This is a genomic window from Streptomyces sp. NPDC086554 (assembly GCF_040686095.1).
Lineage (GTDB): Bacteria > Actinomycetota > Actinomycetes > Streptomycetales > Streptomycetaceae > Streptomyces.
On record NZ_JBFBJK010000012.1, the window covers coordinates 81286 to 94084 of the forward strand.

Below are 12799 nucleotides of genomic sequence, written 5' to 3' on the forward strand. Positions count from 1 at the left end.
CGTCTGCGGGTGTTGGGTGGGGATCATCCGGACACGCTGTTGTCGAGGAACAACCTTGCCCACGCGTATTGGTCGGCGGGTGATGTGGGTGGTGCGATCGCGTTGTTCGAGCAGACGTTGGCCGATCGTCTGCGGGTGTTGGGTGGGGATCATCCGGACACGCTGGTGTCGAGGAACAACCTTGCCCACGCGTATTGGTCGGCGGGTGATGTGGGTGGTGCGATCCCGTTGTTCGAGCAGACGTTGGCCGATTGCCAGCGGGTGTTGGGTGGGGATCATCCGGCCACGTTGGTGTCGAGGAACAACCTTGCTGGCACGTATGAGGCGGCGGGTGATGTGGGGCGTGCGATCCCGTTGTTCGAGCAGACGTTGGCCGATCGTCTGCGGGTGTTGGGTGGGGATCATCCGGACACGCTGGCGTCGAGGAACAACCTTGCTGGCACGTATGAGTCAGCGGGTGATGTGGGTCGTGCGATCCCGTTGTACGAGCAGACACTGGACGGCTGTGTTCGAGTGCTGGGTCAAGATCACCCGACGACGAAGGTCGTGCGTGAGAACTTGGCCCATGTTCGAGCGGCGGGTCCGCTGCCTCCTACGGCCCGACCAACCCCAACGCCACCAGCAGCTGACCCGGCTCCACATACGGCGCCGTAGCCGTCGGCTCCGAGTACCAGCACAGCGGCCACGTATTGCCCTCCAGCGCCGGAATTCCGATGTACGTCACCGTCCGTGGCGTCCCGAAGCGCTGCACGCCCAGCGGCCACCGGTGGTCCTTCGCAGTCCCCGGCGCCACCAGGAAGTACATCCACCGGAACCCCGTCGCCTCGCAGATGACGGGGCCGGCGTCACCCTCCGCCTCCGCGATCAGGCGGGCGGCGACCTGTTCCCCTCGTACGCCTTGGATACGTACGGCGTCGAAGTGGACGCCGGAGACGCGGAGTTGGTGCCCCGCAACCGGGACCCACTCGGGCCAGTGAATTGCGTCCGTCATGGTCACACGGTGCGGGGTGCGGGGCTACTCTCGGTAGTGACTGAGGGGGTACACGTCGAGGTGTATCCATCGGAGGTGGCCCTGTGTCCGTCCAGTACAACTCCTCATCGCCGGGCACTTGGCGCTATGGCGGTAACCAGTTGAAGCGCTGGCGCACGAAGGCCAGCGTGAGCCGCGAGGAATTGGGCGCTGCCTCCAATTACGCCCCGGACACCATCAAGGCGATGGAGCAGGGCGTCCGGATGCCTACGGCACGAGTGCTCGACGCTGCGGATGAGCTGTGCCATGCGGAGGGGCTGCTAAGTGCAGCCAAGGATTACCTGAAGGCGGAGAAGTTCCCCGCTCGCGCGCAGGACTTCATGCTGCATGAGCGAGAGGCGATCAACGTCTGGTGGTACGAGCCCTTGCTGGTGCCTGGACCGTTGCAGACGGAGTCGTATGCACGGAAGTTGATCGGCAATCACGTCCCGCCGCTGGATGAGGAAACGATCGATGAGCGGGTCGCGGCGAGGCTGGAACGACAGGAGATCCATACGCGCAAGCCGCTCGTGGGCTGCAGCTACGTACTGTTCGAGGCTGCTCTGCGCAGTCCTTACGTGTGCCAGGAGCAGTTGCAGCAGCTCTTGGAGGTGGGCAGACGGCACAACGTATCGATTCAGCTCCTGCCCTTCGGCCGGGCGATGACCGCAGCGCTCCACGGTCAGATGGTGCTGTTGGAGACCCGGGACCACGAGCGGCTCGCCTACACGGAAGCGCCATCAGCAAGTCAACTGACCACCGACCCAGGGGTGATGAGCGATCAGACCGAACGACTTAGCATGATCCGCACGATGGCCCTCGACCCTGATGAATCGGCACGCTTCATCAAGCGGATGGCGGATGAGCTATGAGCGACGAGCTGAAGTGGTTCAAGTCCAGCTACAGCGACGGCGAGGGCGGTGCATGCCTCGAAGTAGCCCTGGGGTGGCGCAAGTCCACGTACAGCGGCCCCGAAGGGGATGCCTGCGTCGAGGTGGCCGCCTGCCTCGCCACGATCCACATCCGCGACTCAAAACTCCCCGCGAGCCCCGAAGTCACGTTCCAGGCCCCCGCCTGGTCCACCTTCATCGCCGCAGTTCAGCCCGGAGCTTGAGCCCCGGGCTTCGGGCCCCGAGCTCTTCCCTTGGTTTTGGTTGGTTTGGTTGGGTTCTAAATCAACCAACTAACCAAGCCTGTAACGGAGTTGAGCCCTCCGTCACTCACAAGGGTGACATTCCGTAGTCAGCTTGCGCCGCAACGTAAAGCCGCTCTACGTTCGCGGCAATAGAACGGCCCCGGCCGGTGCGCCAACACCGAAAACCGAGGCCTAGTCCTACGGATCGAAAGCAGTCGACCGTGGCTTGCGCCCACCCTAATCCCGTCCTGCCGTCCCCGTCCCACCCCATGGCCAAAACGGGCTACGGCAAACGCCTCGCGGGTGACGAAGACCCGCACACCGAGGTTGATTTCGGGCACCTGTACCCCCGGGACGCCGAAATCGCGACCCTCATCGACTACCTCCCCGACGGCTCCGCCATGGGGTACAAGGCGATCGCTGCAGAGCACCCCGACTACGGCCAGCAGGCCGTCCGCACTTCGCTGCGGCGGTTGACCGAGGCGGGGCACCTTCGCTGGATCAAGGAGCACCTCACCGTCGAGGACAACTCGATGCGGTGGGTGACCCGCACGTACTGGTCGCGTACGCGCAGGTCGGAGGCGTGGTGGGCCGAGTTCGTCCGGGCACGGCACGGGCGCGACGTCACGCACGAGTACCAGCCGGGCCTGGCCCGCGTGACGGAGCCGGCGCCGGATGCCGAGCCGGAAGCAAAGCCGGACGCCGAGCCGCAGCCGGAAGCGCAGCCGCAACCGGAAGCAAAGCCCGACGCTCAGCCGCAGCCCCAACCCCAGCCGACCCCCACCCCCAAGACCACCCTCGCCTACCGCACCCTCGCCCAACTCCGCGCCGCCGACCCCCGCATGGCCCTCTCCGAAGCGGACTGCAAGCGGCTTGAGCCCAGCGCAGCGGAATGGCTGGCCCGTGGTGCGAGCCCGGACGACATCACCCGCGCCCTGACCGCCGGGCTGCCGCCCACCATCACCAACCCGGGCGGTCTCGCCCGCAACCGACTGGAGAACAAGATGCCCCCCAAACCCCCTGCCAAGACCCGCCCCCGCGCCCGCGTCACCCGCGCCGTCATGATCTGCGGCCTCTGCGAAGAGCCCGAGACCTCCGTGCAATTGATCAACGGCATCTGCGTCGAATGCAGTGCCGAGACCGAGACTGAGCCCTGCGACTGCGAGCACTGCAGGGCGGATGCGGCGGCGGACGCCCGCCGGGCCATCCCGAACACGTTCCTCGCGAGGCCCCGCCCCGCGCCGGAATCGGAATCGGAACCGGAAGTCGTCGACGTAACCGAACGCATCGCGGAGCTGCGCCGCGCCGCAGGCCTCCCCGCGAAGCCCCGCTGACCGCGCACCCAATGACTTGGGCCCCGCCCAGACGCGGGGCCCGCAACCCGAAGGAGACCTATCGTGAAGGAGAACCCCGTGACACGTCCCGTGGAGAGTGAGCCGGACATGGCCCGCAACGTCACCATCGAGATGGATGAAGGCTTCCTCGCCGACCTGCGCAAGGTGTTCGACGTGGAGACGGACGAAGAAGCGGTACGGGAAGCAGCCATGCGCCTGGCCATGTACGTACGCCGTCAGGAGTTCATCGACGACATCAAGTCGGGCGAGATCGACCTCCAGTACGACGTGCGCAATGAGCACGGCGAGGGGGCGTCGGCGGCATGAGCGAGCGGTATCTCATCGACAAGTCTGCGCTCGCCCGGTGGGGGCAGCCTGCCGTCGCGGAGGTCCTCGACCAACTCCACAGGCGTGGCCTGTTGTGCATGACGGGTGTTGTCCACATCGAGTCGATGTACTCGGCGCGTAACGGGAGAGACGCCGAGCGGCTGGGCCATCTGCTGCGCAGCTTCGACTATCTGCCCTGCCCGGACGAGGTGTGGGACGTGGCGATCGAGACCCAGGACAAGGCGGTGGAGAAGGGCAACCACCGAGCCTTCTCGACCGCGGACCTCGTCATCGCAGCCACAGCCCAACGCAACCGCGTAACCGTCCTCCACTACGACGAGGACTACGACCAGATCGCCGAGCTCACGGATTACGCCAGCCGCTGGGTGATCGACCGCGGCACGGCGGACGCTGCAGCCGCGAGCTGAGGTGCCTCCGCGGGGAGGCCACCGCCCCGCTTCCCCGGCCCGAACCTGTGACCCACCCCACTTTCCGGAGTGCCCCACTCCACAGCGGGCATGCGACAAGCCGAGCGGTCGGAACGTACCTCCCGAGCAGCGGGAGCGTATGCCCGTGGATGATCACGTAGTGAGCGGGACATCTCACCATGTGGTATTTGCGAGGCGAATTTCGGCCGCTCGTTAGACTGAGCCGACCGCAGCAGTGCGGTAAGAAACGGACTGAGCGAGGAGCGCACGTGAGCCTTGTCGTGCAGAAGTACGGAGGCTCCTCCGTAGCCGATGCCGAAGGCATCAAGCGGGTCGCCAAGAGGATTGTCGACGCCAAGAAGAACGGCCATCAGGTCGTTGTCGTGGTGTCCGCCATGGGTGACACGACGGATGAGTTGATCGATCTTGCCGGGCAGGTATCCCCGATCCCTGCCGGGCGCGAATTCGACATGCTGCTGACCGCCGGAGAGCGGATCTCCATGGCCCTCCTTGCCATGGCGATCAAAAACCTGGGCCATGCGGCCCAGTCGTTCACCGGCAGCCAGGCCGGTGTCATCACCGACTCCGTCCACAACAAAGCGCGGATCATCGATGTGACGCCGGGGCGGATCCGGGCCTCGATCGACGAGGGCAACATCGCCATCGTCGCCGGGTTCCAGGGAGTCAGCCAGGAGGGCAAGAACATCACCACGCTGGGTCGTGGTGGGTCGGACACGACCGCTGTCGCCCTCGCCGCCGCCCTCGACGCCGAGGTCTGCGAGATCTATACCGATGTCGACGGTGTCTTCACCGCCGATCCCCGGGTCGTGAAGAAGGCCCGGAAGATCGACTGGATCAGCTTCGAGGACATGCTGGAGCTCGCAAGCTCCGGCTCCAAGGTGCTGCTCCACCGCTGTGTGGAGTACGCCCGCCGTTACAACATCCCGATTCACGTGCGATCGTCCTTCTCAGGATTGCAGGGCACGTGGGTCAGCAACGAACCGCAAGGGGACCGCAAGGTGGAGCAGGCCATCATCTCCGGTGTCGCGCACGACACCTCGGAGGCCAAGATCACGGTCGTCGGCGTGCCGGACAAGCCGGGCGAGGCCGCCTCGATCTTCCGCGCGATCGCGGACTCCGGGGTCAACATCGACATGATCGTGCAGAACGTGTCGGCCGCCTCGACCGGGCTGACGGATATCTCGTTCACGCTGCCCAAGGCCGAGGGCCGTAAGGCCATCGACGCGCTTGAGAAGACGCGGTCGGCCATTGGGTTCGACTCTCTTCGGTACGACGACCAGATCGCCAAGATCTCGCTGGTCGGCGCCGGTATGAAGACGAACCCCGGCGTCACCGCGGCCTTCTTCGAGGCGCTCAGCGACGCGGGCGTGAACATTGAGCTGATCTCGACCTCTGAGATCCGCATCTCGGTCGTCACCCGTGCCGACGACGCGAACGAGTCCGTGCGCGCCGTGCACACCGCCTTCGGGCTCGACTCGGACACCGACGAGGCCGTGGTCTATGGAGGCACCGGCCGATGACCCGTAAGCCGACGCTCGCGGTCGTCGGAGCGACCGGGGCCGTCGGCACGGTCATGCTCCAGATCCTGTCGCAGCACGCCGACATCTGGGGCGAGATCCGACTCGTCGCCTCATCGCGTTCGGCAGGCCGGAAGGCCGCCGTGCGCGGTGAGGAGGTCGAGGTCCTCGCGCTGAGCGAGGACGTCTTCGACGGTGTGGACGTGGCGATGTTCGATGTGCCTGACGAGGTCAGTGCGCAGTGGGCGCCGATCGCCGCCTCCAAGGGCGTCGTCGTGGTCGACAACTCCGCCGCCTTCCGGATGGACCCGGACGTTCCTCTGGTCGTCCCCGAGGTCAATCCGCATGCCGCGCGCGTACGCCCGCGCGGCATCGTCGCCAACCCCAATTGCACGACTCTGTCCATGATCGTGGCCATTGGTGCGCTGCATGCCGAGTTCGGGTTGCGCGAGCTGATCGTCTCCTCGTACCAGGCCGTGAGCGGGGCCGGGCGGGACGGTGTGGACACGTTGCGCCGCCAGATGCAGTTGGTGGCGGGCTCCGAGCTGGGTACCAGCCCCGGTGACGTACGACGTGCCGTCGGGGACGACACGGGGCCCTTCCCCGAGCCCGTGGCGCTGAATGTCGTGCCGTGGGCCGGGACTCTGCGGGACGAAGGCTGGTCGTCCGAGGAGATGAAGGTGCGGGACGAGTCCCGCAAGATCCTGGGGCTGCCCGATCTGAAGGTCGCGGCCACGTGCGTACGCGTTCCCGTCGTCACGACGCACTCGCTGACCGTCCACGCGCGTTTCGAGGACGAGGTCACCGTCGACCGCGCGCGCGAGATCCTCGCCACCGCCCCGGGCGTCGTGCTCTTCGACAACCCGGCCGCAGGTGAGTTCCCGACGCCCGCCGACGTGGTGGGGACCGACCCGACCTGGGTGGGGCGGGTGCGGCGCTCGCTGGACGATCCGACCGCACTTGAACTTTTTGTCTGCGGGGACAATCTGCGCAAGGGTGCCGCTTTGAACACCGCGCAGATCGCTGAGCTGGTGGCGGCCGAGTTCACCGGGCGTTAGCCGGCCGGCCCCTGAGGGCTCCCCGAAGCGGAAGTCTCTGTGGGATCTGTGTAAGTTCTGTGTCCAGCTTGGTGGCCAGGACCGCTTGAACTGGACCATCGCCGCGTTCGAAGATTCGCCCCCGTCCACTGCAACCGGCAGCAGGGCGGGGCGCGTCTCTGTGATCGCCCTCGAGGGGCGGCCCGAAGCGCTGCAAAAAATGGGCATAGGGGAAGAGCTGGTACGCATGGGGGCATTCGATGCTTCGTCACCGTCGGAGACGGTGCCTGCCGCAAACGCGTTGCGCGATGCGTACAACCCTCAGGGGAGTAAGCGTGTCCAACAGGCGTGGCAGAGGTACTCGATTTCACAGCGGTTCAGGCGAGGGGCGCGGCCCTTCGTCCGCCTCGCCGTCCCCGTGCGCCCGCCGGTATGCCGGTGATCGCGCCCATGCCCACCACGCGGTCCGCCCGCATCCCGGCACAGCGCGAGGGCGCTGACGACACGATGAGCGCGGGCACCACAGTCGACCACCTGACCGAGACCTACCGCGCCCACTACAGGTCGCTGCTCGGCCTCGCGGCGCTGCTCCTGGACGACACGGCGTCCTGCGAGGACGTCGTGCAGGAGGCGTTCATCCGGGTGCACTCGGCGCGCAAGCGCGTGCGGGACCCGGAGAAGACCCTCGCGTACCTCCGCCAGACCGTCGTGAACCTTTCGCGGTCCGCGCTGCGGCGCCGGATCCTGGGTCTGAAGCTGCTCTCCAAACCGATGCCGGACATGGCGAGCGCGGAGGAGGGGGCGTACGACCTCCTGGAGCGGGACGAGCTGATCAAGGCGATGCGCGGCCTTCAGCGCCGCCAGCGCGAGGTCCTCGTCCTGCGGTACTTCGCGGACATGACCGAGGCGCAGGTCGCCGAGACGTTGGGCATATCGCTCGGCTCGGTGAAGGCGTACGGTTCGCGCGGGATCGCGGCTCTCCGGATCGCCATGGAGGCGCCGGCATGAGTGACCATGAGTACGGGCGAGAGCACGATGAGAACGCCGAGTTTGAGCAGCACGCTGGGGACGGAACTGTGAACCACGGCCAGGGCCACGGCCAGGACCAGGGCGAGGACCGGGGTGAGGGCCGGGGCGAGGAATCGACCGGGGTCGGTTCCGCGGCCGGTGCCGATTCCGGTGCCGATTCCGGTGTCGAATCCGGTGTCGGGCTCGGGTCCGACGAGCTGGCGCTGCGCCGCATGATGCGGCAGGCCGTCCAGGAGATCGAGCCGGGCGACCGCGCCCTTGAGCGCCTGCGGTACGCGGTCCCGGCCCGCCGCGCGCGTAAGCGCCAGGCCGTGGTCGGCATGGCCGCGGCGGCGCTCTTCATCGGTACGGCGATCCCCGCCCTCGTGCATGTCACGAACTCGGGCGGCGGCTCGGACGACCGTCCTTCGATAGCGGGCAACAGCGAGCAGACGCAGGGCGGTTCGAGCGAGGGCAAGGGTCCGGACGGGGGCGAGAAGGGCGAGGGCAGCGATTCCGGCCCCTCCAAGTCCAAGGACAAGAAGGATAAGAAAGACAAGAAGGGCGACAAGGGGAAGAGTGAGGCGAGCAGCGGCGCGACCGGCGGCCCCGACCCCTCGGGCACGGCGCCCACGGACTCGCCCGCCTGCACGATCGACCAGCTCGGCAACGCCTCGGGCACCGCGGGCGCGGCGGAGGCCGACGGCAAGGTGTACGGCTCCTTCCGGGTCGCCAATGTCTCCGACAGCAGCTGCACGGTCAGCGCGGCGGGATCCGTCTCGACGGCGGTGACGGGCGCGGCCGACCCGGCGAAGATCAGCGTCGTCGACCATGTGGCGGGCGACGCGGCGTCGGCGCTGCCGGATCCCGCGCAGGCGGTGAGCCAGCTGGTCCTCAAGCCGGGGGCGGCGTACGAGGTCCGCTTCGCGTGGGTCCCGTCGGAGGCGTGCCCCACAGAGGGCGGCGAGCCTTCCCCCGACCCGTCTCCGACGGAGGACGCCAGTGGCGGCGGGGCCGGCGGCACGGACGGCGGCGCACCTGGCGGTACGGAGCCGCAGATGGTCCGGGAGGACGGCGGCGTGGCCGACGGCGGCGTGACGGTGTCCCTCACGGCATCGGCGGGGTCGCCGACGGCGGGGGCGACGATCGGCAATGCGTGCGCGGGGACGGTCTACCGGACGGGCATGCTGTCGGCTTCTTAGCCGGGGGGCGGATTCTTCCCGCCCACCCGCCCACCCGCCCGATTGCCCCGCGTTGCCCGCCCACCCCGTCGGTAGGTCTTCCAGCCCGGAGCCGCCGGCCGGCGGAGCCGGAAAATTTCGGGAAGGGGCGGGGTTGGGGAAAGAAACCCCTAGGACTCGCGAACTGCTTCAGGCCCAGTCTCCGCACCCGGCGAAGTCTCAACCGGCAGCAAGCCCAGCGCAGCGTCCCGCGCGAACTCCCGCTCTCGCCGGAACAAGCGGAACCACATGAACACCACGAACCCCGCGAAGACGAACCACTCCCCGGTGTAGCCGAGGTTCTGGAACGCCTTGAGGTCAAGACCGGAGTTCTCCGGAGCGGCCGCCGGTACCGGCTTCATGCCGGAGTCGCCCTTCTCCAGTGTCACCCACGCGTCGTACACATCCCCCGGAACCAGATTCACGAGCGACGCCGCACTGATCGCACCGAGCTGCCCGTCCGGCAGCCCACCCGCCGCACTGACCCCGTTCGACCCAGGGCTCTCGGAGGCCTGCAACGCCCCCGTCACGGTGACCTCCCCGGAGGGCGCGGCCGGTGCCTTCGCCGAGCCCGAGCCCGCCTTCCCCGGCAGCCACCCCCGCACGACCGGCAGCTCCTTGCCGCTGTCCGTGCGAAGCAGCGTCAGGACGTAGTAACCGGACTTGTCGTCCAACTGCCGGTCCGGCACAAGGAGTTGCTTGCCGTACCGCCCCGTCGCCGTCACCAGCTCCCCGGACGTCTCCTTGTCGACGGGGAGGAGAGAGTCCAGCGGCCGGGCCTCCGACTCGTCGCGGGACGGCGACGCCTGTCGATCGGCCTGCTCCTGCGCGGCGTCATGCGCCTCGACACGGTCCTCGAAGCGTCCCAGCTGCCACGACCCCATGAAGATGCATACGGGGATGGCCAGCAGGACGAAGACGTTGATCCCCCACCAGCGGGGCGTCAGCAGGAACCGGTACACACCCCCACGGTACGGGGCCCTTGCCGCACCCGGCCCGTGGGGGTCCGCCGCCCCCTAGCGAAGGTGCCGCGCCGCGAAGTCCAGTTCCAACCGCACCTGCTTGATCCGCTCGTCCACGACCAGCGAACCGTGCCCCGCGTCGTAGCGATACACCTCATGCACCGCCTCGCGGGCCTTGAGCCGGTCCACGTAGTTGTCGATCTGGCGGATCGGGCAGCGGGGGTCGTTGACGCCCGCCGAGATGTAGACCGGCGCCTTCACCGCGTCCACGTACGTCAGCGGGGACGACGCCTCGAAGCGCTCGGGGACCTCCTCCGGCGTACCGCCCAGGAGCGTGCGGTCCATCGCCTTCAGGGCCTCCATCTCGTCGTGGTACGCCGTCACGTAGTCCGCGACCGGCACCGCGGCCAGGCCGAGCGCCCAGGCGTCGGGCTGGGTGCCGAGGCCGAGGAGGGTGAGGTAGCCGCCCCAGGAACCGCCCGCCAGGACGATCTTGTCCGGGTCCGCGAGGCCCGACGTCACCGCCCACTCCCGCACCGCCGCGATGTCCTCGAGCTCGATCAGGCCGACCCGGTGCTTGAGCGCGTCCGTCCACTCACGCCCGTACCCGGTGGAACCGCGGTAGTTGACCCGCACCACCGCGTACCCGTGGTCCACCCAGGCCGCGGGGCCCGCGGCGAACGCGTCGCTGTCGTGCCACGTCGGCCCGCCGTGGATCTCGAAGACGGTCGGGAGCGGTCCGCTCGCGCCCTCCGGCTTCTGTACGAGGGCGTGGACGCGGCCGCCGGGACCCTCCACCCACACGTCCTCCACCGGCACGGACGCCGGGGCCTTCATGCCCGGCGGGTCGAGCACGACGCCGCCCGCCGTCGAGCGCACCACCGGCGGCTCGGCGGCCGACGACCACAGGTACTCCACGCTGCCGTCCGGCCGCGCCGTCGCCCCCGAAACCGACCCCGCGGGCGTCTCCACCCGGACCAGGTCGCGCGAGGCGAACCCGTACCGGAACAGCTCGCTGCGGGCCTCGAAGCTGTGCGCGATGAGCAGCGCGGAGCCGTCCGGATACCACTCGGCGCTCACGTCGCCCGGCAGGTCGAGGGCCAGGTCCGTCTCCTCGCCCGTGGCGACGTCCCACACCATCGGCTCCCAGCGGCCGCGCCGCTGATGCCCGACGAGGAGCCGCGCGTCCCCGTCGACCGGCGCGAAGCCCAGGACCTCGAGGCCGAGCTCGACCGTGCCGCCCTTGGTGTCGTCGAGCTCGGCGACCGTCGAGCCGTCCGGCCTGACCACCCGCAGTGCCGAGTGCATCGCGTCGCCGTGCTCCGTGTGCTCGACGGCGATCAGGGAGCCGTCGTGGGAGAGGTCGCCGACGCCCGCGGACTCGCGGTGGCGGTAGATCTCGACCGGGTCGGCGCCCGGAGAACGTACGACATGGATCGTCGAACCGTCCTCGTCCGTGGAGCGCCCGACGACGGACATCCGCCCGTCCCGCGCGAGGGCGAGCCCCGCCGGATACGACGCTTCGAGTCCCGGCACCGCGGGCTCGTCGGGGCCGCCGCCCGCGAAGGGTTGGCGCATCCACACGCCGAACTCGTCGCCGTCCTTGTCGTTGAACCACCAGATCCACTCGCCGTCCGGGGTGAGGACGCCGTCCGTCGTGCCGTTCGCCCGGTCCGTCACCTGGCGCTGCTCGCCGGTCGCCCGGTCCCACGCGTACAGCTCGTACGTCCCCGTTGCGTTCGACACGAACAAGGAGCGGCTCGGAGCCTCCTCCGCCCAGTCCGGCAGCGAGACCCGCGGCGCACGGAACCGCTTCTCCCAGTCCGGCATCTCCGCACCCCCGTCCGCACTCGACGAACCCACAGCCCCGACACCTGCACCCGAATTGCTCATGGACCCCATAGTGCACGCCCCTGCCGACAATCCGCTGGCGAGGGTCCCCAGCCTGTGGATAACTTTTCCGGCATGTACTCCCCGACCCCCTCCGACTGGCGCGAGGCCAACCGAAAACGCTGGGACGAGCGAGTCCCTCTCCATCTCGCCAGCGACTACTACGACCTCGAAGCCTTCCGCTCCGGCAAGGACCCGCTGCGCGACTTCGAGCTCACGGAGGTCGGCGACGTCACCGGGCGCTCGCTCCTGCACCTCCAGTGCCACATCGGCCTCGACACCCTGTCCTGGGCCCGGCACGGCGCCTCCCGCGTGGTCGGGCTCGACTTCTCCGAGCCCGCCGTCGACGCGGCCCGCGACCTGGCCGCCGAGCTCGGCCTCACCGCCGACCGGGCGTCCTTCGTCGCAGCCGACGTGTACGACGCGGCCGCCGCCGTGCCCGACACCTCGTACGACATCGTCTACACCGGAGTGGGCGCCCTGTGCTGGCTCCCCGACATCCAGCGGTGGGCCGAGACGGCGGCCGCGCTCGTGGCCCCCGGCGGCTTCCTCTACCTCGCGGAGTTCCACCCGCTCGCGGACATCCTGGACGACGAGACGGGCTCACGGATCGCGTACGACTACTTCGCCCGCGACGCCTGGATCGACGAGACCCCGGGCGGCTACGCGGACACGACGACCCCCACGGTCCACAACCGCAGCGTGGAGTGGCAGCACCCCATCGGCGACGTCGTCACGGCACTCGCGTCGGCGGGCCTGCGCATCGACTTCCTCCACGAGCACGACAGCACGCTCTTCGCGCGCTTCGGCGCCCTCGAACTCCGGGCCGGCGCCTACCGGTTCCCGGCGTCCAGGCCCCGCATGCCCCTCATGTACTCCCTGAAGGCGAGCAAGCCATGTACTCCCTGAAG

The 12799-nt window shown here is 68.7% G+C and carries 14 protein-coding genes; 11 read left to right on the top strand and 3 right to left on the bottom strand.

Translation table 11 applies throughout. From position 1 onward, the window contains the following. The first annotated feature begins 84 nt into the window (after positions 1-84). Positions 85-654, top strand: a complete 570-nt coding sequence (locus AB0O76_RS21215; protein WP_365493835.1) for a tetratricopeptide repeat protein — start codon at positions 85-87, stop codon at positions 652-654. Here AB0O76_RS21215 and AB0O76_RS21220 read toward each other — a convergent pair. Continuing rightward, positions 593-991: a hypothetical protein gene (locus AB0O76_RS21220; RefSeq protein WP_365493325.1), complete on the bottom strand. Its 399-nt coding sequence runs from the start codon at positions 989-991 to the stop codon at positions 593-595. The two genes, AB0O76_RS21215 and AB0O76_RS21220, sit on opposite strands and share 62 nt — an antisense overlap. Before the next feature lie 83 nt (positions 992-1074). On the opposite strand from AB0O76_RS21220, the gene AB0O76_RS21225 reads away from it, so the two are divergent. The 9 genes from AB0O76_RS21225 to AB0O76_RS21265 all read left to right on the top strand — a co-directional run bounded on the left by AB0O76_RS21225 (position 1075) and on the right by AB0O76_RS21265 (position 9018). Beyond that, positions 1075-1881: a helix-turn-helix transcriptional regulator gene (locus AB0O76_RS21225; RefSeq protein WP_365493327.1), complete on the top strand. Its 807-nt coding sequence runs from the start codon at positions 1075-1077 to the stop codon at positions 1879-1881. Next, positions 1878-2123 (top strand): DUF397 domain-containing protein, encoded by a 246-nt coding sequence (locus AB0O76_RS21230; RefSeq protein WP_365493330.1) that lies wholly within the window; start codon positions 1878-1880, stop codon positions 2121-2123. Before AB0O76_RS21225 ends, AB0O76_RS21230 begins: the two co-directional genes overlap by 4 nt. A 290-nt stretch (positions 2124-2413) precedes the next feature. After that, positions 2414-3478 carry a hypothetical protein gene (locus AB0O76_RS21235; protein WP_365493333.1) on the top strand — a complete coding sequence of 355 codons (1065 nt, stop codon included), beginning with the start codon at positions 2414-2416 and terminating at the stop codon, positions 3476-3478. Positions 3479-3556: 78 nt separating this feature from the next. Further along, complete coding sequence (locus AB0O76_RS21240) at positions 3557-3805, top strand: type II toxin-antitoxin system VapB family antitoxin (RefSeq protein WP_365493336.1); 249 nt, start codon at positions 3557-3559, stop codon at positions 3803-3805. Further along, positions 3802-4233: a PIN domain nuclease gene (locus tag AB0O76_RS21245; protein ID WP_365493339.1), complete on the top strand. Its 432-nt coding sequence runs from the start codon at positions 3802-3804 to the stop codon at positions 4231-4233. Before AB0O76_RS21240 ends, AB0O76_RS21245 begins: the two co-directional genes overlap by 4 nt. Positions 4234-4502: 269 nt before the next feature. After that, positions 4503-5774 carry an aspartate kinase gene (locus AB0O76_RS21250; protein ID WP_360773965.1) on the top strand — a complete coding sequence of 424 codons (1272 nt, stop codon included), beginning with the start codon at positions 4503-4505 and terminating at the stop codon, positions 5772-5774. Then, entirely contained in the window at positions 5771-6829 is a 1059-nt protein-coding gene (locus AB0O76_RS21255; RefSeq protein WP_365493342.1) for an aspartate-semialdehyde dehydrogenase, read from the top strand. Before AB0O76_RS21250 ends, AB0O76_RS21255 begins: the two co-directional genes overlap by 4 nt. Before the next feature lie 327 nt (positions 6830-7156). Continuing rightward, positions 7157-7816 carry a SigE family RNA polymerase sigma factor gene (locus AB0O76_RS21260; RefSeq protein ID WP_365493345.1) on the top strand — a complete coding sequence of 220 codons (660 nt, stop codon included), beginning with the start codon at positions 7157-7159 and terminating at the stop codon, positions 7814-7816. Beyond that, positions 7813-9018: a hypothetical protein gene (locus AB0O76_RS21265; protein WP_365493348.1), complete on the top strand. Its 1206-nt coding sequence runs from the start codon at positions 7813-7815 to the stop codon at positions 9016-9018. Before AB0O76_RS21260 ends, AB0O76_RS21265 begins: the two co-directional genes overlap by 4 nt. A 149-nt stretch (positions 9019-9167) precedes the next feature. On the opposite strand, the gene AB0O76_RS21270 is transcribed toward AB0O76_RS21265, so the two are convergent. Both AB0O76_RS21270 and AB0O76_RS21275 read right to left on the bottom strand, forming a co-directional pair. Then, positions 9168-9998 (bottom strand): SURF1 family protein, encoded by an 831-nt coding sequence (locus AB0O76_RS21270; protein ID WP_365493351.1) that lies wholly within the window; start codon positions 9996-9998, stop codon positions 9168-9170. A 54-nt stretch (positions 9999-10052) separates the two neighbouring features. Continuing rightward, complete coding sequence (locus AB0O76_RS21275; RefSeq protein WP_365493838.1) at positions 10053-11828, bottom strand: prolyl oligopeptidase family serine peptidase; 1776 nt, start codon at positions 11826-11828, stop codon at positions 10053-10055. Positions 11829-11963: 135 nt separating this feature from the next. Between AB0O76_RS21275 and AB0O76_RS21280 the strand changes: the two genes are divergently transcribed. Next, positions 11964-12797: a class I SAM-dependent methyltransferase gene (locus tag AB0O76_RS21280; RefSeq protein ID WP_365493354.1), complete on the top strand. Its 834-nt coding sequence runs from the start codon at positions 11964-11966 to the stop codon at positions 12795-12797. Positions 12798-12799 lie beyond the last annotated feature (2 nt).